This window comes from uncultured Porphyromonas sp., assembly GCF_900541275.1.
Taxonomy (GTDB): Bacteria; Bacteroidota; Bacteroidia; order Bacteroidales; family Porphyromonadaceae; genus Porphyromonas_A.
This window is the reverse complement of sequence record NZ_UQJH01000001.1, coordinates 144,458-168,186: the sequence shown is the minus strand read 5'-3', so window position 1 is coordinate 168,186 and position 23,729 is coordinate 144,458. Positions and strand designations below refer to the sequence as shown.

The following is a 23,729-nucleotide window of genomic DNA, read 5'->3' as shown; positions in this document are numbered from 1 at the left end:
ACAATGAAAAAGATAATGGAGTGTGTCCCCAACTTTAGCGAGGGACGCAATATGGAGGTGATGGAGGCTATCCTCGAGCCCTTTAAGCACACTGAGGGGATGACCCTCCTCGACTGGAGTCATGATGAGGATCACAATCGTATGGTCGTGACGCTTGTCGGTGAGCCCGAGGCACTCAAGACCTCAGTCATCGAGGCTGTCAAGATCGCAGTCAAGAAGATCGACCTCAATCACCACACCGGTCAGCACCCCCGTATGGGAGCTGTCGATGTGATCCCCTTTGTCCCTGTCAAGGGCGTGACTCAGGAGGAGGCTATCGAGCTCTCCAAGGAGGTCGGTAAGATCATCGGTGAGGAGATCGGGATTCCAGTATTCCTCTATGAAGACTCCGCCACTACTCCTGAGCGGCAGAACCTTGCCAAGATCCGTAAGGGACAATTTGAGGGCATGAAGGAGAAGATCCACGAGCCTGAGTGGCACCCGGACTTTGGTCCGTCAGACATTCACCCCACTGCAGGCGTCGTGGCTGTGGGTGCTCGTATGTTTTTGGTTGCCTATAATGTCAATCTTGACGATCCAAATGTCGAGCATGCTACCGCCATCGCTAAGCGAGTCCGTCACATCGGTGGAGGACTACACTTCTGCAAGGGTATGGGTGTCGACCTGACAGAGCGTCATCAGTCACAGGTATCGATGAACCTGACGAACTATAAGAAGACGGCTATCTATCGCGCTCATGAGATGGTTCGCATGGAGGCGAAGCGCTATGGTGCCAAGATCGTCGGCTCCGAGATCATCGGAATGATCCCTGAGGAGGCACTCCGAGAGACCCTCGCCTACTACCTCCATAAGGAGGAGATCGCTGAGGGCGAGATGGACCTCGAGGATATGGCAAAGCAGGCTGTGGACTTCCTCCAGGTGGAGAACTTCCAGATGGATCAGGTACTCGAGTATAAGCTCGCTAAGCAGCAAGGAAAGTAAGCCGATGATGGGGAAGAACAAGAGGAGGGGAGATCTCCTTATCGAAAACATCGGTGAGCTGGTCACCGTCGCTGGCACTACCCGGAGGGGTAGAGAGGCGATGCGAGACATCAGGGTGCTATCCGGACCGGCCTCAGTACTGATCCGCGATGGTAAGATCGTCTATGCAGGTCCCTCTGCCGACTGTCCCACTGTGGAGTCAGGAGTGGAGCGAGTCGATGCTAAGGGGCATAGTGTCCTGCCCGGACTCGTGGACTCACATACCCACTTAGTCTTCGGAGGCTTCCGTGAGGATGAGTTTCAGTGGCGCCTCGCAGGCGAGAGCTATATGAGCATAATGGAGAAGGGGGGTGGCATCGCAGCCACCACTACAGCCACTCGGGAGGCTTCTGCAGAGGAGTTGACCCAGGCGGCACTGCTTCACCTGCGCTCTATGCTCCGCATGGGTGTCACCACGATGGAGGCGAAGAGTGGCTATGGTCTCGATAAGGAGACAGAGCTCCGTCAGCTCGAGGTAGCCAAGAGGCTGGATGAGATGCAGCCGATCGATGTCATCAGCACCTACCTCGGGGCACACGACATTGCTCCCGAGTATCAGGGTGACCCGGATGGGTATATCGACTTCATCATACGAGAGATGCTCCCACTCGTAAAGGAGAGGGGGCTGGCTCGTAATGTGGACATCTTCACTGAGAAGAATGTCTTCGACCTCGAGCAGTCCCGTCGACTGCTGACAGCGGCACGGGATATGGGCTTTGCCACTAAGATGCATGCGGACGAGATCTATCCTCTCGGAGGCGCTGGCTTGGCGGCTGATCTCGGTTGCCTCTCAGCAGACCACCTCCTCAAGATCTCCGATAAGGACATCGACAAGATGGCGAAGAGTCATACCGTATCTACGCTACTGCCGCTGACCGCTTTCTCTCTTATGGACGACTATGCTCCTGCACGCAAGATGATTGATGCAGGCTGTGCTGTCGCTCTTGCCTCGGATCTCAATCCCGGTAGCTGCTTCTCCTGCTCTATACCGCTGATGATCGCCCTCGCAACCATCTACATGCATATGAGTGTCGAGGAGGCGGTCACAGCCCTGACCATCAATGCAGCGACCGCTCTGGGACTGCAGGATGAGATCGGGTCAATTGAGGAGGGCAAGGCAGGCGATGTAGTGATCCTACGCTACCCCTCATACAAGTTCCTATCCTATCACTTTGGGATGAATATCGTGGAGACCACTGTCAAGGGTGGGATCCCTTACCACAACTAACCGACTACATTTATAATGAAACTAATAGATATGACCGTTGCCGGCTTCATCGATGAGCTGGCGAGTGACTCTCCCGCACCCGGTGGAGGCAGTGTCTCAGCCCTCAATGGCGCCATCGCTGCTGCTCTCACCTCTATGGTGGGCAACCTCACCATCGGTAAGAAGAAGTATGCCGACGTTGAGGAGGAGATGCGCGAGATCGTCTCTCGCGTCTCCGAGATACAGAAGGAGCTACTCGAGGCTGTCGACAAGGATAGCGACGCCTTCAATGTCGTCTTTGCGGCCTTCAAGTGGCCTAAGGAGACCGAGGAGGAGAAGGAAGCACGCTCCGCTGAGATCCAGCGAGGCACTAAGATCGCTGCCGATGTGCCGATGAGGGTTGCCGAGAAGGCAGCTGAGCTGATGCCTCTGATCGAGAAGGTGATCATGAAGGGTAATCAAAACTCTATCACGGATGCCTGCTGCGCCATGATGGCCTGCCGCTATGCGGTGATCGGTGCACTCCTCAATGTCCGTATCAACCTCGGATCGATCAAGGATGAGACTTTCGTCAAGGAGCATGCCGACCGCGCTGCGGAGCTTGAGAAAAAGGTCAATGAGACAGAGCAGAAGATCCTGGCTCACGTCTATCAGAATCTCTAACCACACCACAACTTTATGAAACTAAAATCAGTCCCCTACTGCACCAAGGAGCATCTCACCTACTCAGTCGGTGAGAAGGACATCACCATCGAGGAGATCGAGAGACTCATCACTGCCGAGTCCGTCGAGTATAAGCTCTCAGACGTTGCTAAGCAGCGTATCCAGAAGTGTCGCGACTATCTGGATGAGAAGGTGAAGACCGCCGGACGTCCTCTCTACGGAATCACCACCGGTTTTGGATCACTCTGCAACATCAGCATCCCATCCGATGACCTGACCGCTCTACAGGAGAATCTCGTGAAGAGTCACTCCTGCAGCTATGGGGAGGAGGTGCCACTTCCGATCGTGAAGATTATGCTGCTCCTCAAGGCACACGCCCTCTCGCTGGGAAATAGTGGTGTCCAGGTGGCTACGGTCCAGTGCATCATCGATATGCTCAATCACGACATCACCCCTATCGTCTACGATAAGGGCTCCCTCGGTGCCTCGGGCGACTTGGCACCTCTCGCCAAGCTCTTCCTCCCGCTGATCGGCGAGGGAGAGGTGTACTACAAGGGTGAGAAGGTCTGCTCACACAAGGCCTTTGAGGACGCCGGCATCAAGACCATCACCCTCAAGAGCAAGGAGGGTCTGGCACTGCTCAATGGCACTCAGTTTATGAGCTCCCATGCAGTATACGCCCTCATTATGTGTCGTCGCGCCCTCTATGCGTCTACAGCAATCGGTGCGGTGTCACTCGAGGCTTTCGATGGCCTGCAGGCGCCATTCATCCCTCAGCTCCATGAGGTTCGTCCTCATCCCGGACAGGCAGAGGTGTCTCGCCAGATGCGGACGCTCCTTGAGGAGAGCGCCCTCCAGCAGAAGGCAAAGCCGCAGGTACAGGACCCCTACTCTTTCCGTTGCATTCCGCAGGTACACGGAGCGTCGTGGGACTCCTTCACCTATGTCTCTGAGGTGATCACACGTGAGATCAACTCCGTCACCGACAACCCCACGATCTTCCCTGATGACGATCTGATCGTCAGCGGTGGCAACTTCCATGGTCAGCCTATCGCCCTCGTGATGGACTTCCTAGCAGTAGCGATGGCAGAGCTTGGCAATATCTCTGAGCGTCGTACCGCCCAGTTAATCCTTGGGCTAAAGGGTCTGCCGGAGTTCTTGGTGGCTAATCCGGGTCTCAACTCAGGCTTTATGATCCCTCAGTACGCTGCTGCTGCTATGGTCAGCCGCAATAAGATGTACTGCTTTGCTGCCTCCTCCGACAGCATCGTCAGCTCCAATGGTCAGGAGGATCACGTCTCGATGGGTGCCAATGCTGCCACGAAGATGCTTCCTCTCTTGGACAACCTCTACGCTATCCTTGGCATCGAGCTGCTGAATGCTGCTCAGGCTCTACAGCTCGAGGGCAATCAGGAGAAGACCTCGCCGAGGCTGCAGAAGCTCTTCCAAGCTTTCCGAAAGGATGTGCCCTTCATCGAGAACGATGTGGTTATGTGCCCGATCATCGACAAGAGCGCCTCTTTCGTCTACAGCTACTGCTTCGCAGAGCTCCAGAAGTAATATCTGCCCTCATTAGCTAAGGCTTTTCGACAAAGATCCTTGGTCCCTTATCTTGGGACCAAGGATCTTTTTTTATTGGCTACTAATCCTTTACTTCTGTATAGACTTCTTCCACAAGTCGGTGAAGAAGGTGGTTGCTTAGCGCTCAGGCGGTCTATTTCACCATATGTCTGCGTGTCAAAGGGAGAGCTGCAGAGAGAGGAGGATGGTCCTTGGGCGGAGGTCGTACCGGTATGCGTACCTATTGACGGTGTCGAAGGTGAGGTAGCGGTAGGACTGGTGGTTGAGTAGGTTGAGCACCCGGAGATCGACCGAGAGAGACTTCTGACGATAGGAGAGCGCGGTACTGAGCTGAGGGAAGGTCCGATCCGGTCCCTCAAATGCGGTGTAGGTAGTGACTCGGCAGTTTGTCCTCCAGATCACCCCCCACAGTAGCGGCACACTCACACCAGCGCGATGGCTGTAGGAGACGACCGGCTGAGCGGAGGTGCCACCGTAACTCATCATCGTGCGACTGAGGTTGTACCCGTAGGAGAGCTCCAGTCCTCGAATCGGCGTGGTAGAGAGCTCCGGCGAGACATACATAGTGGTGGAGCTGTAGGGGAGGAGCACCTCATTTTGCATCACACGATAGTCAGCACGGGAAACTCCGGTATAGAACCGGAGGGCAGTCTTATAGGCGTGGAAGCGCTTCGTCACCGTGAGGTCGCTATTGTAGAGGTGCGAGGTGTTATCCGTCTGCAGAGCACCGGTGCCGATCATGTCCTCCCCTATCGTCTGAGTCGCGAGGGTATTGCTCCGGATCCGGGTGTAGCCCCCGCTAAGCCGGACAAACCACATCTTCATCGGCTGGCTGAAGCGGTAGTCCCCCGTCACACTGATCATAGAGCTCTCTGAGAGTGTCCCCGAACCGGTGGTGGTCTGCGTCAGTCCGGTACGGATCGGGGCGGAGAGGAAGGAGGCAGCGCCGCCATAGCCACTGCTGTAGTTGGCACCAAGGCTGACCTCGGAGAAGGGACTCAGCGCAAAGTCCGCCGACAGAGAGGGGTTGATGGTAAAGAGCGGGCGAGAGAGCCTGAGAGGTCGGTCCCCGCTATTGCTGAGCGAGAGGTAGTTGCCCGTGAGTGCCAGCGTGGCATTTAAAACGCAGCGGAGCCCTCGCGGACGAGTATAGGTGTATCCTGTCGACAGCCCGAGAGAGGTGGTGCTCACGTCGAGGTCATTCAGTGCAGTGCGCTCGGCACCCTCCCGCTCCTGATAGGTCTCCACATGGTCACCCGAGTAGGTCAGTCCCAAGGTGCCGAGGAGCCTGTGCGCCCCCCTTGTTTCACTAAGCGTATAGGTAGCTCCCGCACCCACGGATCCCCCCTGAGCATACTGCCGAAGCGACACCTCATCGGCCGAGCCGATGCCCATCCACTGATCCGGGATCGTCACGAGACTCACCCGCCCCTCCACTCGGTGGTTTTGGGTCCCGCGACGGCGGCTGTAGGCGATCTCATCAAGGAGAGATAGACCGCGAGACTGCTTTTGCACAAAGTGGGATCCGCCACCGCCGAGCACGGTTGGCAGTTGATCGTCAGAAATCTTTCCGTCGAGGACAAAGCTATTACTGAGGTAGTATCCCTCCTGATTGTCCCGATACTCGATCTCCACGCCCGGCAGATGGACGAGAGCAGTTGGATTGCTCTCCTCACTGATCACTGTCCCGTCAGCGAAGCGCCTCTCTATCGCATACCCATAGCCGGTAGAGCTGCGACCATAGCGTGCCTGCACACGGAGCTGCCGATCATCTGATAGGGCACGGAGGACCGATCCGGAGACGGAGAGGTCAAGGGGACTGATGTAGAGCTCCCGATCGATCGGCGGCGCAGATGCAGAGGCCTCGCCAATCACCCGCTCCGCAAGAGCAGAAGGCGGGTCCCCTCTCACGATCAGATCCAGAGCGTCATCCCGGGCACGCTCCGTCTGATTGCCTCCCGATAGCAGCGCCATATACTGCATAGAGTGAGCGAAGAGCATCGACGAGAGGGAGGCATCGTACCGCACCCTACCCCCATAGCCGATCGCTCCATTCCCAGACCATATGGGGCGGCTCTTCGCATCCTTCTCCAGTCGGACATTCAGTGCTACGTCATTCGTCGGCACGTCCTTATCTATCTTCCGATCCTGATGGTGCCTCATCACATCGACTGAGGCTACCTTTGTAGCCTCAAGGTTTCGTGTCGCCTTGTGGTACTGCCCGCCGAGGAGATCCATTCCCTCGATATAGAAGTGGCTGATCGCCTTGCCGAGATAGCTGATCTGTCCCTTGGGATCCACCTCCACACCCGGCAAACGCTTGATTGCATCCTCCAGGGTATAGTCTCCCGCTTCAGTGAAAGAGCGAAGGAGGTAGGTAAGCGTATCCGACCGCTCAATGATCGGGTAGGCCTCCACCGTCACCTCCTGCAACTGTGAGACACGCGGAGACAGACGGAGCGTCACCTCGTGACGGTCGGGCGTCAGCGAGATACTGTCCGTCTCGTACGAGAGATGACTGATAGAGAGCGTCATTCTCGGGTAACTGCGATCGGATGTGAGGGTAAAACTGCCCCCCTTGCGAGTAAAGGCAAAGGCGAGGATCTGCCCCTCGTGGCTGAGAGTCACCCGGGCGCCCACGACCGCCTCGCCCTCAGCACCAGTCACACGACCGGCGAGCTTATACTCTTGTGCAAGAAGCGAGAGCGAGCAAAGGAGAAGTAGGAGCGAGAGTAAGCAGCGGCGGGGTCTCATCACTTCAGCTCCAGTGGTTGGATCGTAGAGACAAGTGGTCGAAGCGTAAAGCCATTGATCATAACGACTCTCTGACCATCGTCATTCCTCCTGACAGTCATCTCGGTGATACCGTCCATAGGGATCTCAGTCTGACGCGACTTTGCCTTGATGAAATCCTGACGGTTAGTCCGGATCGCCATAGAGCGATCAGGCTCCGGTAGTGGCGTTGTTGCCTTAGCAAAGCGAACCGCCGTGAAGTGGTGCATTCCCTCGGTATCCTCCGCCTCGAGGATCAGACCGGGAAGTCCGTGGAGCTTCCATGGACCAAAGGCAGAGGGGATCCCGGGAGCGTACCTCACGACCCAGGTCCGTCCGCCATAGCTACCCGTGGCAGTCTTGCAGCTATAGCCGCACACCTCCTTGGTCTCCTCTGAGAGGGTCCAGTCGATCGACATCATCGGCTCGGTGTAAGTGTAGTAGGAGAGTGGGATCGTCTCCATTAGCGTCATCTCCCCACGCCCCAGATCCATAGTGACGCAGGGGTCGAAGTAGAAGAGATTGTCTACCGCTGCCATCTGAAGACTCTGCAGGAGACTGTCCGGGCGGGTCTTCTCGGCCATCAGGGAGTCCACCCGATAAGCGGTATAGTCTCGACAATAGCTGCGCTGGTCTCCCATCCGGAGCATCACCAGTGTAGAGAGCTCCTGAGGGAGACTCTCGTTATGCTGCTCCTGAGCACTCATAATAGCAACCATAATGTCCAGGCCGCTATCCCCCTCCTCTGCAGAAGTGGTCGGACCACTGTAATGATACCGGTAGAGACACTCATACTGGTCTGACGGAGTCTGAGCGAGGAGACGGGGCGAGACGGTCAGCAGCAGGAGCACTGAGATAGGCAGCAGAAGCGTACGTAAGTGGGAAGGGATCATAATCTTGTCTGTTAGTGGTTGATAGGTGCGCTAAAGATAGCGTATTTTCTCATGACTGACTTCACTTCCATGGCTTATATTTGTCAGAAAAGGAGGAAAAGGGTAAATTTGAAGACAGGTGCGGCGGAGAGCGCCGGTCGATGACCTCTTTATGTCGCTACTCCTTGGAGATCCCATAGCACCTACACGTATATATAGACACCCCTCGGCTGTGCTACGATCTCCCGAGCCGAGTACAACGTAAACCACTATGGCCACTAATCCGGAAATCAAGAAGTTTGTCGAGGAGCATAAGGATACCTTCCTTGAGGATCTATTCTCACTCATCCGCATCCCCTCCGTCAGCTCACAGTCATCCCACAAGGAGGATATGGTACGCTGCGCCGAGCGCTGGAGCGAGATCCTCAAGAGCATCGGCATGGATCGCGCAGAGGTCCTGCCGACGGGAGGACACCCTGCAGTCTTTGCAGAGAAGAAGTATAGCGAGGAGGCACCCACGGTACTCGTCTACGGACACTATGATGTGATGCCGGCAGAGCCGCTCGATGAGTGGAATCAGCCGGATCCCTTCGAGCCGGTAATCAAGGATGGTCTGATCGTAGCCCGTGGATCTGATGACTGCAAGGGACAGTCCTCCACACAGGTACAGGGACTGCGGACTGCCCTCGAGCTAGGTCTGGTGAAGTGCAACGTAAAGGTACTCCTCGAGGGAGAGGAGGAGATCGGATCGATCAATATGGAGAGCTTCCTGAAGGAGCACAAGGATCTCCTTGCCTGTGACGTCATCTTAGTCAGCGACACCGATATGGTAAGTAACGAGGTGCCATCGATCACTACCGGACTGAGAGGTATGTGCTACTGGGAGGTAGAGGTGAGTGGTCCGAGCCACGACCTCCACTCCGGTCACTATGGCGGTGCCGTCGCCAATCCGATCAATGAGCTGGGAAAGATCATCTCCAAGCTCCACGACGAGAAGGGCAAGGTGACGATCCCGGGATTCTACGACGACGTGATCGATATGACTGAGGAGGATCACAAGCAGGTAGCACAGATCCCCTACAACGACAAGTCCTACTCAGATGCGATCGGCGTGCCCGGCGTACAGGGCGAGGAGGGCTACGTCACCTATGAGCGCAATAGCTGGAGACCCGCCCTGGATGTCTGCGGGATCTACGGTGGATACACCGGTGAGGGCGCAAAGACGATCATCCCCGCCAAGGCGACCGCCAAGATCTCTACACGACTTGTAGCCAATCAAGATAAGGATAAGATCATTGCAGCCTTTGAGCCCTATCTCAAGGAGCTCGCTCCTGATACCGTGCGCGTCAAGGTGACCAACTTGAGCGGTACCGATGCGTACAATTGCCCGACTGACCTGCCTGCCTATGAGGTGGCAGAGGATGCCTTCGAGGCTGTATGGGGCAAGCGTCCCATCGCCTACCATAGTGGTGGTAGTATTGGCGTGGTGATCCTTTTCGAGCGGATCCTCCAGACGAAGACCATCCTTATGGGCTTTGGTCTTGGGTCTGACGGCATCCACTCGCCGAATGAGAACTTCCCGCTGACCAACTTCTACAACGGCATCGAGACGGTGGCGGAGTTTTACGCCCGTTTCGGTCACAAGTAATCTATGTCCTCACTACTGATCCAAAATGTACTCCTGCCCTCCGATGACCGTCGGAGGGCAGATGTACTGATTGAGGGGAGTCGGATCTCTAAGATCGGCTCCGTCTCCCCGTCTGACCATCCTGAGGCTGACCTGATCGAGGGGGACGGGCTGGCTATCATACCGGGCTTCGTGAATGGTCACACCCACTCGGCGATGACCTTCTTCCGTGGCTATGGTGACGACCTCAACCTGATGGACTGGCTCAATAATATGATCTGGCCCGTGGAAGCTCACCTCACAGAGGAAGACATCTACTGGGGTGCCCGTGTGGCCACCCTCGAGATGATCAAGAGTGGCACCACCGCCTTCCTCGATATGTACACCCTCCCCGAGGGGACGGCTCGTGCAGTGGAGGAGAGCGGCCTGCGAGCCAACCTCTCCTACACCCTCTTTGACCGATGGGATGAGGAGCGGGCAGCACTGGACCGGAGGCGGCTGGAGGAGTACCTCAGGCTCTTCAGCACCTTCTCCGATAGGGTGCAGCTATCGGTCGGTCCTCACGCCATCTATACGGTATCGGCTGAGCAGCTCAAGTATGGATCCGACTTTGCCAAGGCCAATGGACTCCTCGTGCACCTCCACCTCTCGGAGACCTACACCGAGTGGCGCGATTGCTGCGAGAAGTACGGGACGACACCGGTTCGTTTCCTTGATCAGATCGGAGTGCTGTCGGACAACCTTGTATTGGCTCACGGACTATGGCTTGACAGCGAGGAGATCCGTATGCTGGCTGATCACGGCTGTAGCGTGGTGCATAATCCTGCCTCGAATATGAAGCTCGCCTCGGGGAGCCAATTTAGATACGAAGAGTTGCGCCGCCGGGGTGTCCGGGTGGGACTGGGGACGGATGGCGTCTCAAGCTCGAATAACCTTGATATGATCACGGCGATGAAGTGCGCCTCCTTTATGGGAAAGAGCTGGAGCGGAGACCCGACGGTGAATAAGGCGGGAGACCTCTTCGACAGCGCTACTCGCATTGGGGCGGAGATCCTTCGCTTGGAGAGTGGTCGCATTGAGGAGGGCTATCTTGCCGATGTCTGTCTTGTCGACCTCTCCCGACTTGACATGACGCCCACACACAGCTTGATCTCCAACCTCGTCTACGCTACCAATGGAGACGTCATCGACACGACGATCGTCAACGGGAAGGTGCTGATGAGACACCGCATCATACCGGGAGAGAGAGAGATCAGGGAGCGCTTTGAGGAAGTGTCCAAGGAGCTCTTCCGTCGCAGCGGTGTAGCAGTATAATCATTTATTACTCAAGAGATGAATCTACAAGACTATCAGGCAGCCGCCGACTACCTCCGTCCACTGGTACCGGAGGGGACAAAGGTGGCGATCACGCTGGGAAGCGGGCTCGGGAAGCTCGCTGACCGCATAGAGAATGCTAAGGTAATCCCCTACAAGGACATCCCTAACTTCCCCGTCAGCACGGCTGTGGGACACAAAGGCAATCTGATCATAGGTACGCTGGATGGTGCTCCGGTGATCGCTATGCAGGGGCGCTTTCATTACTACGAGGGCTATCCGATGGATAAGGTCACCTTCCACGTGCGGGTCTTCCACCTCTTAGGCATTGAGTACCTCTTTGTGTCCAATGCTGCAGGCGGACTCAATACTTCATTCCATGTGGGCGACCTTATGGTCATCACAGATCACATCAATTGGCTACCCAATCCTCTGATCGGGCCCAATATTGATGCCTTTGGTCCCCGCTTCTCGGATATGACTCGCCCCTACGACCGCGGGCTGATCCACGAGGCTGAGAGACTCTCAGGTGAGCTGGGGATCTCACTCCAGAGAGGGGTCTATGTCGGCTGGACAGGTCCCTCCTACGAGACGCCTGCCGAGTGCCGTATGCTATCCCTCATCGGAGGGGACGCCATCGGTATGAGCACAGTACCGGAGGTGATCGTAGCTCGGCACTGCGGGATGCATGTATTCGGGATGTCCTGCATCACCAACGAGTGCTTCAATAACGACCCCGAGTACGTTAATGATGAGAATGATGTGATCCGGGCAGCTGATGCAGCCTCGGACCGTATGACGAAGCTCTTCGGACGACTGATTGCCTCTATCTATGCATAAGAGTGTCGCGGTACTCACTACCACCCTACTCTCCCTCCTTTGCGCTCTTGCCCACGGGCAGGAGCGACTTGTGGAGTATGTGGATCCCTTCATCGGGACCACCAACTTTGGCACCACCAACCCCGGTGCCCGGTGCCCGTGGGGAATTATGTCTGTCACACCCTTCAATGTCATGGGCTCGGACAGCAATACCTTCGACAAAGATAGTCGCTGGTGGAGTACACCATATGAGTGGACAAACTCCTTCCTTACTGGTTTTGCGCACGTCAATCTGAGCGGCGTCGGCTGCCCGGATATGAGTTCCCTCCTGCTGATGGCGACAACTGGACTGCTGGAGCCGGACTACCACAAGTATGGGACCGCCTACAGCGAGGAGCGTGCCGAGCCTGGGTACTATGCCGTCCGGCTCGATCGCTACGGCATCTCTGCCGAGCTTACCTCCACTCTGAGGACCGGAGTGAGCCGATTCACCTTCCCTGCCGGGGAGAGTCACCTTCTGCTCAATCTCGGTGAAGGTCTGACGAATGAGTCGGGGGCTTTCCTTAGGCGAAAGAGCGAGACTGAGATCGAGGGGATGAAGCTGCTGGGGAACTTCTGCTACGATGTTCCCCAGGCGGTCTATCCGATCTACTTTGCCCTCCGTGTGTCCAAAGCACCGAAGCAAACAGGCTGGTGGAAGCATCAGCGCCCGATGACTGCCGAGGCGGAGTGGGACCAACACGCCGGCAGGTATAAAGTCTACACGAAGTATGGGCGGGAGATTGCCGGAGACGACATAGGCGCTTACTTCACCTACGAGACAAGTGAGGGGGAGACGATCGAAGTCCGACTTGCCGTCTCTTTCGTCAGCACTGAGAACGCTTGGCAAAATATGGAGACGGAGACGGCGAAACTCTCTTTTGCTCAACTCCGGGAGCGTGCCTCCTCAAGCTGGGAAAGGGAGCTGAGCCGCATCACCGTGGAGGGCGGTACTGAGGAGCAGCGAAGGGTCTTCTACACAGCACTCTACCACACGATGATCCAGCCAAGCATCCTCCAGGATGTCAACGGCCAGTACCCGACTATGGAGAGCGAAAGCGTGGGACAGACGGCACACGACCGGTATACTATCTTCTCTCTCTGGGACACCTACCGCAACGTCCATCAGCTGATGACCCTGGCATATCCGGAGCGGCAGCTCGATATGGTTCGGTCGATGATTGATATGTACCGCGAGGGGGGCTGGCTACCTCGCTGGGAGCTGATCGGTCGTGAGACGCTTACAATGGAGGGGGACCCCGCCATCCTGGTGATCGTCGACACGTGGCTCAAGGGGCTGAGAGGCTACGACATAGAGACCGCTTATGAGGCGATGCTTAAGTCTGCCACCCTGCAGAGTGTGGCAAATCTCCTGAGGAGTGACAACGATGACTACCTCCGGCTCGGCTATGTGCCTCTGCGAGGAAAGTACGACAACTCTGTCTCCCATGCGCTCGAATACTACGTGGCGGACCATGCACTGAGCATCCTTGCTGATTCACTCGGGCACAAGAAAGAGGCGGAGCGCTTCTACAAGCAGAGCCTCGGCTACAGACACTACTTTGACCCGGAGACAAAGACGCTTCGACCTAAGCTGCCGGACGGCTCTTTCCTATCGCCCTATGACCCTGAGCTGGGGAAGAACTTTGAGCCCAATCCCGGATTTCACGAGGGCTGCGCCTGGAATTACGCTTTCTTCGTCCCCCACGACATTCCCGGGCTGGTTCGTCTCCATGGCGGGCAAAAAGCCTTTGTCCGTCACCTGCAGAGCGTCTTTGACGATGGGCACTATGACCCCTCCAATGAGCCGGACATTGCCTATCCCTACCTCTTCACCTACTTCAGTGGCGAGGAGTGGAGGACACAGCACTTAGTTAGCGAATTGCTGGCGAAGCACTTCCACACGGCTCCGGACGGGATCCCGGGGAATGACGATACCGGAACGATGTCCGCTTGGGCAGTATTCTCTATGATGGGCCTCTACCCCGATGTGCCCGGCCTACCTGAGTATGCCCTGACGGCACCCACCTTTGACCGGATCACAATTCGGCTCGACCCGACTTGGTATGGCTCCGACCGCTTGGTGATTGAGGGGGCTCCCCGGGATGCGAAGAGCTATGTCAAGAGGATCCACTTCAATGGCAAGCCTCTCAAGCGCCACAGGATCTCTCACGAGATGCTGAGACAGGGTGGCGTGCTGAGTTATGAGTACTAAGTTATGAGCTTGGAGCGAAGTATTGCGCGGAAATTCCTCTACAGCGAGAGTGAGAAGCCCCGGCTACGACCGGTGGTGAAGGTCTCAACCATAGGGATCGCCTTGGGGATCCTGCTGATCCTGATCTCTTTCTTCATCATTGACGGCTTCAAGCAGGAGATACGGAGCAAGATTGATGGCTTTATCGGCAGTGTGAAGATCTCCAACCCCGACAATATATTCAATAGATACACTGTACCGCTGGATCTCCCAGAGGGACTGACCGACAGGCTGACGGCGATCGCCCGGAGCCATGACCCCAAGGCGGCTGTCTATACTTTTGCCGAAGAGATGAGCCTGATTAAGGTCGACTCCACCTTCCGTGCAGTCGCCTTCCACGGTGTGGACTCACTCTTTAATGCCGACTTCTTCGCAAAGTATATGGTGGAGGGAGAGATCCCGGGCTTTAGGGGTGAGTCGGATGAGGAGGTGCTGATGTCAACAACGCTTGCACGGCTTTTTGACCTTAAGGTGGGCGACCGTTGCCTCTCCTACTTTACGGACGGGGAGAGCTTCAAGGTACGACGTCTCACAGTGGCCGGACTATTCTACACCGGATTTGAGGAGTACGATCAAGCGCTTCTGGTGGGGGATATTCGGCTGGTTCGATCCGTTGCCGGCTTCGGCGACAACCAAGTGGGTGGTGTGCAGATCCACCTGACCGACCACAAGCAGGTGGGGACCGTCTTTGATCGTTGCTTTGACTACTTAGCGACCCGCAATGGGCAGTATAAGGAGCGATACACGATGTTCACCTCAGAGGAGCTCTACCCCGGTATCTTCAGCTGGCTCAGTCTCTTGGACGCTAATGTCTATATGATCCTTGCGCTGATGATCATCGTTGCCGGCATCACGATGATCACCGGCATCATCGTCCTTGTGCTGGAGAAGGTGCGCGCCATTGCTCTCCTAAAGACGCTCGGTCAGTCGGATAGGTCTCTGCGGAGGGTATTCCTCCACATATCGGCATTCGTGCTGGGGCGAGGGGTGCTGTGGGGTAATGCCCTTGCGCTGCTCCTTGCCGGCATACAAATGACCTGGAAGCCACTTAAGCTCGACCCCTCACAGTACTACACCGCTTACGTGCCGATGGAGATCCGCTGGGAGACTCTCCTCTTCACGAATCTCATCATCGTCATCGCCATTCTGCTCCTTGTACTGATTCCCACTCGGGTGATCGGCAAGATCCACCCGGCGCAGGTCCTAAGATTTGAGTAAAAACCAATGAGTATATAAAATAAAATGTCTACAACCAATCTCAGCAACTACGACCCCACGACCATTCCCGACGCAACAGGTAAGCGAGTCGCTCTCGTCGTCTCGGAGTGGAATGATCAGGTCACCAATAGTATGGCACAGGGCGCGATCGACACGCTCAAGGAGTATGGCGTACAAGAGGAAGATATCCTCGTGGAGTATGTGCCCGGAAGCTTTGAGCTCATCTACGGCTGCAACCGAATGCTACAGACAGAGGAGCTCGATGCGATCCTCGCAATCGGCTGCATCGTCCAGGGTGAGACGCCCCACTTCGATTACCTGAGTCAAGCGGTTGCCGTCAATCTCGGCAAGCTCAATGCCGACACCATTGACGTGCCGATCATCTTTGGTGTCCTCACCACCAATACCATGGAGCAGGCGACTGACCGCTCCGGTGGCAAGCACGGCAATAAGGGCATCGAGGCAGCCGTTACAGCCCTGAAGCTCATCGGCCGCTTTGGCAAATAAGCACAGCGGCGTACTATGAGAAAAGGCTTCTGCAGTTGCAGAGGCCTTTTTCTTTTATACATAAATGAGATACCCCGCCAGCCCGGAGAGGATCATCAGCAGGATGGGATGGACCCACCGCTTGAGCATACAGACGAGGCAGGCGAGGAAGAGGACGATGCTCCAGACGTCAATGAAGTTGTCCGGGGTCATCAGGAGCAGAGCAGCTGAGGCGATGAGACCCGCCGTCACTGGTCTGATGCCGACAAAGAGTCCCTGTACATGTTTATTATCGATGAAGCGCCTGTAGGCGCGACTGATGAGGAAGCAGAGGACAAAGGAGGGAAACATCACCGCTAGTGTGGCCGCAACTGAGCCGAGCACACTCCCCCCGGTGACGGTATAGCCAATATAAGTGGCGCTATTGATCCCGATCGGACCCGGTGTCACCTGCGAGATAGCTACGATGTCGGTGAATTCCTGCATCGTCAGCCAGTGGTAATGGTCCACCACCTCCTCCTGGATCAGTGGCAGCATGGCATACCCCCCACCGAAGCCAAGAAGACCAATCTTGAGGTAGACCCAGATAAGCTGTAGGTAGATCATCCCTTATCCGGCTCACCTGTGTGCCGTACCGACTTGCGCAGCACGACAGAGTAAAACCATCCCCCCAGTGCACCCACAATGATGACCACAACGGGGCTGACCCCACCGAGCCAGATCAGCAGCGCTGAGGTGATCGGGACCCAGAGCCAGTAGTAGGGGAGTCGAAGTCCCCGCCAGAGCTTCACCACCGGAGCCACGATCAGCGCGACCACCGCAGGGCGAATGCCATTAAAGATCGCATCGACAGTAGGATTGTCTCGATAGGAGACGGCAAAGATGGCGATCGTCAGCATAATGAGGAAGCTCGGCAACGTCGTCGCAATACCTGCAAGTACCGCTCCTATCGGACCCGCTAGTCGCATGCCGATAAATATGGAGATATTGACTGCAAAGACCCCAGGCAGCGACTGAGTCAGTGCAAGCAAGTCGATAAACTCCTCATCCTCGAGCCAGTGATACTTCTCCACCACCGTCTCGCGGATCATCTCGATCATCGCATATCCGCCACCGAAGGTAAAGCCACCGATGACAAAGAAAGAGCTACAAAGCCGCCAGAGGAGCCGAGCCCGGCTCTTCTCCTTCACCTCCTTGGTATCAGAGGGCATAAGGGATCAGTTGTCAAAGCTTTCCCAGAGGAGGAAAACCGGACGATCGGTTCGGATCGCCTTCTTCATCGGAGTTAGGTCTCCACTCCTTCGGTCCCGCTTATAGAAGCTCACCAGAGAGTCGTCCCTCTGAGCAACAGCGAGGTAGCGGTCGTCGGGGCTGATCGCGAAGTGACGAGGATGACGTCCAGTCGGAGTGGTCGAGAGGTAAGTGAGTCGCCCACTCTGCTTATCCACACGGAAGGCGATGATCGCATCTTGTCCTCCATCCCGATGGCTTGTGTAGAGGAAGCGACCATCGTGGCTGAGGGCAATGTGTCCCCCACTCTTCCCCGTGCGATGAGTGGATATGCGCTGGATCTCGGTCAGTACCCCGTCTTCATTGCGGTAGACAAAGACCTGAGGAGTGAATTCGCAGACGACGTAGGCAAACTTATCGTTTTTGCTAAGGATAATGTGTCGGGGACCAGAGCCCTTGGGGAGCGTGATCTGATTGGCATCAAGGGTGATCGGTGGTGTATCGGTATGGATGCCGAAGTGCAGAATCTTGTCTAATCCAAGGTCAGTCGCAAAGAGCTGAGAGCCATCCGAGGTAAAGTAAGCCGAGTGGGGGTGAGAGACGCCCTTATCCCCTATCTGAATATGCCAGTCCACCGGTGCCAGTACACCCTTGCTGTCACTCTCCGTGAGACTGATACTCCCTCCGGCATAGTTGACCGACACCACATAGGATCCGTTGGTGGCCACATAGGTGGGTCCCTCTCCTATAGTGTAGGTCTTGCTGATGAGACTCAGCTCACCGCTGCTGGGGTCAAGCCTGTAGGAGGAGAGCGTTGACTCGCGATCTGTCTCGTTGGTCACAAAGAGCGTACGGCGATCCTTGCCGAGCACCATAAAGGAGGGCGATGCTGCTGAGACCGTACCGGTATGCTCCGTAGCCATAGTGATCGGGTGAAGGGTAAAGCTCTGTATCTCCCCCTCCTCAGGCGTGCTTCCGAGGGATCCGATCAGCATCACATAGTGGTGGTCCGACACCTCAGTTGCAGTCTCATCCCCATACTCTTGGGTAGTCTGACGCAGTAGCCCGCAGCCGGTGGTGAGGAAGGTGGCAAGCGAAGCGACAAAGACAGGACGAAGTATCTTGGCGAAAGTATTCATATATATCTCGATTGGACTATTTATCTTCTCCTTTCACCTGGGTGCGACGAGTAGCCAGATCCCTCAGGTCAAGGAAATTCTTAGCGGTATCAAATTGATCGGCGGCATGGTACGAGGAGCGGACCAGCGGCCCACTCTCCACATGCTTGAGACCGATCGCCCTACCCTCCTCGGCATAAGCCCGGAAGCGGTCGGGATGTATGTACTCCACGACTGGGATATGCTGGCGCGTGGGACGAAGATACTGCCCGATGGTCATCGTCTGCACGCCTACATCGTAGCAGTCGCGCATCGTCTCCAGCACCTCCTCCTCTGTCTCACCAAGCCCAAGCATAATGCCGGTCTTGGCGATGAAGCCCTGCTCAGCTACGTGCCTCAGCACGGCAAGGCTACCATCGTAGGTCGCCCGGTAGCGGACGTGCGGGGTCAGGCGACGGACCGTCTCCACATTATGCCCCACTACATCGGGACCTGCCTTGAGGACTGTGTCGATGGCACTCATATCACACCTGAAGTCCGGTATCAGTACCTCAATCTTCGTCCCCGGTGAGAGCCTACGGATGGCACGGATCGTCTCCGCCCAGTGTCCTGCTCCACTATCCTCCAGATCATCCCTATCCACGGAGGTGATGACCGCATACCGAAGCCCCATCTCACGGATGCTACGAGCGACAGACTCAGGCTCATCAGGGCTGAGTGCCGGTGGCTTACTCATATAAGCGGTGGCGCAGAAGCGACAGCGCCGGGTGCAGTAGTTCCCCCCTATCATAAAGGTGGCAGTGCCGTGACTCCAGCACTCAGCGCGATTGGGGCACTTACCACTTGCGCAGATCGTATGCAGACCGCCCGAGGTGATGGTATGGGAGGTATGACTGTAGCTGTCGGTACTGCTGAGGTCGATCTTCAGCCAGGCCGGCTTACGGGGCTCGTCTCTCATCATGGACAGAGATAGGTTATGAAGTGATTGGTGATCTGGCGGTAAAGGTGGTTGCGGGTGTTGCCACCATAGATCCCATGGTTCTTGTCCGGATAAACCAGCATTCGGAAGTCCTTGTCAGCCTCCACAAGGGCGGGGACGAGGTGCATTGTATTCTGGAAGTGGACGTTGTCATCCGCTGTACCGTGACAGATCAGCAGTGCGCCCTCCATCCCCTTGATATAGGTTGCGACAGAGGTCTGCTCGTAGCCCTTAGGATTCTCCTGAGGGGTACGCATATACCGCTCAGTATATATGGTGTCATAGAGGCGCCAGTCATAGGGCGGAGCGACAGCAACACCGGCACGGAAGGTCCCCTTGCCACGCGCCATCGTCATCAGGACATTATACCCGCCAAAGCTCCAGCCAAAGATCCCGATCCGGTCGCCATCGACATAAGGCAGCTTGGCGAGTGCATGCGCTGCCTCTATCTGATCCTGACTCTCCAAGTAGCCCATGCGGAGGTAGGTGCACTTCTCGAAGTCACTGCCTCGACCTCCTGTACCGCGCCCATCGATGCAGGCGACGACGAAGCCCTGGGTGGTGAGATATTCCTCCCAGCCAAAAGAGAAGTGATTGAGTGCGGACTGAGACCCGGGACCGCTGTACTGCGTCATCACGACCGGGTAGCGCACCCCCTCTCTGTAGTCTGTCGGGCGCATGATCCAGCCATTGAGCCGCTGTCCACTCTTCGTCTCGAGGGTGATAAACTCCCTCTTACCATAGCTCAGCCGGGAGATCCGCTGAGCAAGTGCGGCGTTGTCCTCCAGCACCCGAAGCTCCTTCCCGTCCTTGGTCCGGTGGATGGTGTAGCGAGGCACCTCGGTAGTGGAGGAGTGGCTCAGCAGGTAGTAGCTCATATCGTCGCTAAAAGTGACATCGCTCGACCCCGTGTCCGGAGAGAGCAGGCGAGTGCGACCCTTGGCATCTCTCGCCACCACGACCCGATCCATCGGCGTGGGCGAAGCGAGCTGGTAGTACACCTCCCCTGAGAGAGAGACGCCATAGAGCTCCTCCACATCGGCATCCTCATCTGTCAGCCGCCCGACGAGATTGCCCTCAGGGGTATACTTGTAGACCCTTGGGCGGCCGTCCCGCTCACTGACGAGGTAGGCCGCTGAGGGCGTGATCTGCATCTGCAGCACCTCCGCATGCTCATCGATGTACCTATCGTCCTTATCCTGTAGCCAGAGTCGGGCAATGCGGCTACCGGGGTTGACCCGATAGATGCGGAGGTCATTCTGATTTCTATTGAGGGTAAAGACATAAAGCTGCTCGCCCTCAAAGCCAAGCCTCGGGATGTAGAGCTCCTCCTCGCCCAGCTCCTTCTCCATGATTGGCACGTTGCGCCTATTGTCCACCTCATAGAGCCAGAGGGAGACCTTTGAGTTTTGCTCGCCCGCCTTGGGATACTTATAGGCGTAGGTAAAGGGGTAGTTGCCCTTGCCGTACATCGTCATGCCGATCATCTTCACATCGCTCTCATCGGTCTTGGCGTAGGAGAGGTACTTGCTGTCCGGGCTCCAGCTCAGCAGACTGGTCAGGTAAAGCTCCTCCTCGTAGGCCCAGTCGGTGACGCCATTCATCACGTGATTGCGCTTCCCGTCCGTTGTCACCCTCACCTCGGTGTCGTAGTCAAATTTCTTTATGTACAGGTCATTGTCTATCACGTAAGCGCACATCTTGCCATCGGGGGAGAAGGTGGGGATCCGCACCTGTCCCTTTGTCTCACTGAGCGGGGAGATCATATTGCGCCGCACATCGTAGTGGTACGCAGTGTAGGAGCGGCTCCGTCGGTAGATCGGTGTCGTCTCCCTGAGGATGATCATATGGAAGCCATTGTCGCTGATGATATAGTCGTCAAAGGTCTCAAAGGGGCACTCCCTCGCCTTAGCAGTGTCAAAGAGCACCGCCTCCTCCTTCCCCGTCGCATAGGAATAGCGCACCACCCGCTTGTGGTCCGGGCTGATCACCGTGTAGGAGCTGCCGGCACCGCAGAGCGAGCGGAAGCCACTACCAGCACTGCGAGGGTAGTAGCCCCCCTTATTGATGTCCTGCAGAGTAAGTTGGTCACCCTTCACTTGCGAAATGACCGGTGTAGTGCCTGCCACAAAGGCGCCAGCGACTACGCCAAATAGGATATGGGATAGCTTCATGAAAAAAAACAATTCTTCGGTAAGCGGTTCGATTCATCTTGTCTCGCAAATATACCCTTTTCTCCTTTGACCGCGCCCGACTCAGCGCGGACGCATAAGAGCTTTACAGCAATCTATCAAATATCTCTCAAGGGGGCTGACCCTCGAGCTCTCGGCAGGGTACTCTCTCCATAGGTATCCTTGAGGATGTGTGCTACTGGTCCGTTTCGTACACGTCAGACCTAATGATTGAGCCATTTGCAACAAGAGAGTAACAAGATAATGGTATCTTTGAACAGAAAGAAAAAAAATAATAGACCCAATCACTAATCAATCAAAGCATTAAGATGAGAAAGACTTACACATCTGCGCTCTGCTCCATCGCTCTGATGGCACTGACCCTCACCGGCTGTCAGCAGGAGAGGGGGCTGGCGCCTGATCAGACACCACAGGACGGATCAGAGGTGGCACAGTTCACCGCTGGTCCAGTCACACGCGTGGTGAGCGGGACCAGCTGGGAGGGAACCGAGGTGATCGGTATCTCCAATGTCACCAAGGCCGAGGCCACCACCACCAACGTAGCATACAAGGCCACATCAGCAGGCAGCACCACCAACTTTGCCGACCAGGGGACAAAGCTCCTCCTCCCGGGCGACAAGTCTCAGGTGACCTTTGCCGCCTACTATCCCTACGCAAGCACCATCTCCGAGGGCAAGGCGTCCTACATCATCAGTAAGGGAAGCGACCAGCCGGTCCTCTTTGCCATCCAGAGTGGCACCGCTGCCAATCCTAAGCTCCCCTTCACCTTTAAGCACAAGCTCGCCCAGGTGAAGATCGTCCTCACCGCACAGGAGGGACTCAACCTCAGTGACATCTCTACCGTGTTCTTCAAGGGCGGTGTGACTGACGTGAAGATGAATGTCCTCACCGGAGAGCTCACCACCGGCACCACGAAGGGCGATATCACCCTGACGAAGGAGGCAGAGGGTACCTACAGCTCTTACGTCGTGCCTCAGGCAGTGGAAAATACCTTCGCCTTTGTGATGACACTGGGCGGGAAGAGCTACACCCTCAGCATGGACAAGGTAAATAAAGCGCCGACGAAGCTGGATAGCGGTTTCTCCTACACCTTTAAGGCCAAGCTGACCAAGGACGGCAAGGTGGTCAATCCTGACGGCAGCACCATCGGCGGTATCGATGACGGCGGCACCGGAGACGGTGGCGATGTCACGCCTGACAACCCCGAGACCCCCGGAGACACCCCCGCAACAGCACAGAAGCTTCCTTTTGCCAATGATTTCAAGGCTGCTACTTCCCTTGACCCTTTCTCCGCTTTCAGTGAGTCAGGCGATGAGGCGTGGAGGATCAGCAACTCTGGACAGTACAAGAATGGCGCTGCTATGAGTGGTTACAACGGTGGTGCAAAGGCCAATGTCGACTGGCTCATCTCTCCTGCTCTGGACTTCACCGGTGCGACTGCTCCCAAGCTCTTCCTCAATCACACCATCGGTCACGCCGGCAACGTGGAGGAGCAGCAACAGGTACTGATCTCCAAGGACTATGTCTCCGGTGATCCCAGCAAGGCGACCTGGTCCAAGCTTACCATCACCTACCCCGGCAAGCCTGCAAAAGGGAACTTCAGCACCACCGACTCTGAGACGGATCTCTCCGCCTACGCCGGTGAGAAGAATATCCACATCGCCCTCAAGTACACCAGCACAGATGAAGCTTCTGCTCAGTGGCAGATCGGTAAGATCGAGGTGAAGGAGGCAACCGGCACTAAGCCCGGTACTGAGGATCCCGGTACTGAGCCCGGCACGGAGGAGCCCGGCACTAAGCCGGAGCAGCCCACCACCGACAACCTCCTCTTCCCCGGAGCCGACTTCGAGGATTGGAGTGCCTTTATGTCCGTTTTCATGAAGGGAAACTCAACCGGCATCACTATTGAGCAGGGGAATGACCCTACACAGGGTGGAGTGATGAAAGTGACCGGTAAAGACTCGGGAAACAAGTGGATCTTCAATATTCAAAACGTGCAAGTCACAAATCCTGCACCTAAGAAGATTACTTTTAAGGTAAAGGGCACAAGTCCATCAAGATCTTTCTCAGTCGTTGTCTATGGCCCCAATGGCGAGATGGCAATCTATAACATTGGGGATATTCTTGCTGATAAGGTGATATCTGAGTACAAGACATCAGTTAAGGACCATAAGTATGATGGTCAGATCAACACGGGGGATCAGTGGGTAACCATCACGCTTGATATTAACCAAGTCAAGATCAACAACACTGGATCCGGTAAGATTTTCAGCGCAAAGATTGGTAAGCAATCTGAGTACAACGTTATGCTCGATGACTTCAAGATCGAGTAAGTAGA

Annotated in this window: 18 protein-coding genes; 11 read left to right on the top strand and 7 right to left on the bottom strand. The window is 56.1% G+C overall.

The window, feature by feature from the left end:
* Positions 1-3: 3 nt before the first annotated feature.
* From ftcD to hutH, 4 genes are read left to right on the top strand one after another with little or no spacing between them, the layout of a single operon-like run.
* Entirely contained in the window at positions 4-981 is a 978-nt protein-coding gene (ftcD, locus tag QZR17_RS00655; RefSeq protein WP_296165407.1) for a glutamate formimidoyltransferase, read from the top strand.
* 4 nt (positions 982-985) lie between these two features.
* Entirely contained in the window at positions 986-2,248 is a 1,263-nt protein-coding gene (gene hutI / locus QZR17_RS00650; RefSeq protein ID WP_297126391.1) for an imidazolonepropionase, read from the top strand.
* Positions 2,249-2,263: 15 nt separating this feature from the next.
* Positions 2,264-2,890, top strand: coding sequence for a cyclodeaminase/cyclohydrolase family protein (locus QZR17_RS00645; protein WP_297126388.1), 627 nt, complete (start codon positions 2,264-2,266; stop codon positions 2,888-2,890).
* A gap of 15 nt (positions 2,891-2,905) precedes the next feature.
* Positions 2,906-4,450, top strand: coding sequence for a histidine ammonia-lyase (hutH, locus tag QZR17_RS00640; protein WP_297126385.1), 1,545 nt, complete (start codon positions 2,906-2,908; stop codon positions 4,448-4,450).
* A 177-nt stretch (positions 4,451-4,627) separates the two neighbouring features.
* Here the strand turns inward: hutH and QZR17_RS00635 are convergent, their stop codons facing one another.
* Positions 4,628-7,225, bottom strand: coding sequence for a hypothetical protein (locus tag QZR17_RS00635; protein WP_297126382.1), 2,598 nt, complete (start codon positions 7,223-7,225; stop codon positions 4,628-4,630).
* Positions 7,225-8,136, bottom strand: coding sequence for a GLPGLI family protein (locus tag QZR17_RS00630; RefSeq protein ID WP_297126379.1), 912 nt, complete (start codon positions 8,134-8,136; stop codon positions 7,225-7,227). Before QZR17_RS00630 ends, QZR17_RS00635 begins: the two co-directional genes overlap by 1 nt.
* A gap of 250 nt (positions 8,137-8,386) precedes the next feature.
* Between QZR17_RS00630 and QZR17_RS00625 the strand changes: the two genes are divergently transcribed.
* From QZR17_RS00625 to ribH, 6 genes are read left to right on the top strand one after another with little or no spacing between them, the layout of a single operon-like run.
* A complete protein-coding gene (locus QZR17_RS00625; RefSeq protein ID WP_297126376.1) occupies positions 8,387-9,763 on the top strand; it encodes a dipeptidase in 1,377 nt (458 codons plus the stop codon).
* 3 nt (positions 9,764-9,766) lie between these two features.
* On the top strand, positions 9,767-11,056 hold the full coding sequence (locus QZR17_RS00620; RefSeq protein WP_297126373.1) for an amidohydrolase: 1,290 nt from the start codon (positions 9,767-9,769) through the stop codon (positions 11,054-11,056).
* 18 nt (positions 11,057-11,074) lie between these two features.
* On the top strand, positions 11,075-11,896 hold the full coding sequence (locus QZR17_RS00615; RefSeq protein WP_297126370.1) for a purine nucleoside phosphorylase I, inosine and guanosine-specific: 822 nt from the start codon (positions 11,075-11,077) through the stop codon (positions 11,894-11,896).
* Entirely contained in the window at positions 11,889-14,129 is a 2,241-nt protein-coding gene (locus QZR17_RS00610) for a GH92 family glycosyl hydrolase (protein WP_297126367.1), read from the top strand. The genes QZR17_RS00615 and QZR17_RS00610 overlap by 8 nt, the downstream gene beginning before the upstream one ends.
* A 3-nt stretch (positions 14,130-14,132) precedes the next feature.
* Positions 14,133-15,386, top strand: coding sequence for an FtsX-like permease family protein (locus QZR17_RS00605; RefSeq protein WP_297126364.1), 1,254 nt, complete (start codon positions 14,133-14,135; stop codon positions 15,384-15,386).
* A gap of 24 nt (positions 15,387-15,410) precedes the next feature.
* Positions 15,411-15,893, top strand: a complete 483-nt coding sequence (gene ribH, locus QZR17_RS00600) for a 6,7-dimethyl-8-ribityllumazine synthase (protein ID WP_297126360.1) — start codon at positions 15,411-15,413, stop codon at positions 15,891-15,893.
* A gap of 54 nt (positions 15,894-15,947) precedes the next feature.
* On the opposite strand, the gene QZR17_RS00595 is transcribed toward ribH, so the two are convergent.
* Genes QZR17_RS00595 through QZR17_RS00575 form a run of 5 tightly spaced genes read right to left on the bottom strand, consistent with a single transcriptional unit; the run spans position 15,948 to position 21,373 of the window.
* Positions 15,948-16,478, bottom strand: coding sequence for a chromate transporter (locus QZR17_RS00595; RefSeq protein ID WP_297126357.1), 531 nt, complete (start codon positions 16,476-16,478; stop codon positions 15,948-15,950).
* Entirely contained in the window at positions 16,475-17,083 is a 609-nt protein-coding gene (locus QZR17_RS00590) for a chromate transporter (RefSeq protein ID WP_297126354.1), read from the bottom strand. The genes QZR17_RS00595 and QZR17_RS00590 overlap by 4 nt, the downstream gene beginning before the upstream one ends.
* Before the next feature lie 6 nt (positions 17,084-17,089).
* Positions 17,090-18,241, bottom strand: a complete 1,152-nt coding sequence (locus tag QZR17_RS00585) for a lactonase family protein (protein ID WP_297126352.1) — start codon at positions 18,239-18,241, stop codon at positions 17,090-17,092.
* Between the two features lie 16 nt (positions 18,242-18,257).
* A complete protein-coding gene (gene lipA, locus QZR17_RS00580) occupies positions 18,258-19,181 on the bottom strand; it encodes a lipoyl synthase (RefSeq protein ID WP_297126349.1) in 924 nt (307 codons plus the stop codon).
* On the bottom strand, positions 19,178-21,373 hold the full coding sequence (locus QZR17_RS00575; protein WP_297126347.1) for a S9 family peptidase: 2,196 nt from the start codon (positions 21,371-21,373) through the stop codon (positions 19,178-19,180). Before QZR17_RS00575 ends, lipA begins: the two co-directional genes overlap by 4 nt.
* Before the next feature lie 326 nt (positions 21,374-21,699).
* On the opposite strand from QZR17_RS00575, the gene QZR17_RS00570 reads away from it, so the two are divergent.
* Positions 21,700-23,724, top strand: a complete 2,025-nt coding sequence (locus QZR17_RS00570) for a fimbrillin family protein (protein ID WP_297126344.1) — start codon at positions 21,700-21,702, stop codon at positions 23,722-23,724.
* Positions 23,725-23,729 lie beyond the last annotated feature (5 nt).

Excerpts from the sequence above, each read along its gene's own strand:
- ftcD (WP_296165407.1), top strand. The coding sequence starts at position 4 with ATGAAAAAGATAATGGAGTGTGTCCCCAACTTTAGCGAGGGACGCAAT.
- hutI (WP_297126391.1), top strand. The coding sequence starts at position 986 with ATGATGGGGAAGAACAAGAGGAGGGGAGATCTCCTTATCGAAAACATC.
- QZR17_RS00645 (WP_297126388.1), top strand. The coding sequence starts at position 2,264 with ATGAAACTAATAGATATGACCGTTGCCGGCTTCATCGATGAGCTGGCG.
- hutH (WP_297126385.1), top strand. The coding sequence starts at position 2,906 with ATGAAACTAAAATCAGTCCCCTACTGCACCAAGGAGCATCTCACCTAC.
- QZR17_RS00635 (WP_297126382.1), bottom strand. The coding sequence starts at position 7,225 with ATGAGACCCCGCCGCTGCTTACTCTCGCTCCTACTTCTCCTTTGCTCG.
- QZR17_RS00630 (WP_297126379.1), bottom strand. The coding sequence starts at position 8,136 with ATGATCCCTTCCCACTTACGTACGCTTCTGCTGCCTATCTCAGTGCTC.
- QZR17_RS00625 (WP_297126376.1), top strand. The coding sequence starts at position 8,387 with ATGGCCACTAATCCGGAAATCAAGAAGTTTGTCGAGGAGCATAAGGAT.
- QZR17_RS00620 (WP_297126373.1), top strand. The coding sequence starts at position 9,767 with ATGTCCTCACTACTGATCCAAAATGTACTCCTGCCCTCCGATGACCGT.
- QZR17_RS00615 (WP_297126370.1), top strand. The coding sequence starts at position 11,075 with ATGAATCTACAAGACTATCAGGCAGCCGCCGACTACCTCCGTCCACTG.
- QZR17_RS00610 (WP_297126367.1), top strand. The coding sequence starts at position 11,889 with ATGCATAAGAGTGTCGCGGTACTCACTACCACCCTACTCTCCCTCCTT.
- QZR17_RS00605 (WP_297126364.1), top strand. The coding sequence starts at position 14,133 with ATGAGCTTGGAGCGAAGTATTGCGCGGAAATTCCTCTACAGCGAGAGT.
- ribH (WP_297126360.1), top strand. The coding sequence starts at position 15,411 with ATGTCTACAACCAATCTCAGCAACTACGACCCCACGACCATTCCCGAC.
- QZR17_RS00595 (WP_297126357.1), bottom strand. The coding sequence starts at position 16,478 with ATGATCTACCTACAGCTTATCTGGGTCTACCTCAAGATTGGTCTTCTT.
- QZR17_RS00590 (WP_297126354.1), bottom strand. The coding sequence starts at position 17,083 with ATGCCCTCTGATACCAAGGAGGTGAAGGAGAAGAGCCGGGCTCGGCTC.
- QZR17_RS00585 (WP_297126352.1), bottom strand. The coding sequence starts at position 18,241 with ATGAATACTTTCGCCAAGATACTTCGTCCTGTCTTTGTCGCTTCGCTT.
- lipA (WP_297126349.1), bottom strand. The coding sequence starts at position 19,181 with ATGATGAGAGACGAGCCCCGTAAGCCGGCCTGGCTGAAGATCGACCTC.
- QZR17_RS00575 (WP_297126347.1), bottom strand. The coding sequence starts at position 21,373 with ATGAAGCTATCCCATATCCTATTTGGCGTAGTCGCTGGCGCCTTTGTG.
- QZR17_RS00570 (WP_297126344.1), top strand. The coding sequence starts at position 21,700 with ATGAGAAAGACTTACACATCTGCGCTCTGCTCCATCGCTCTGATGGCA.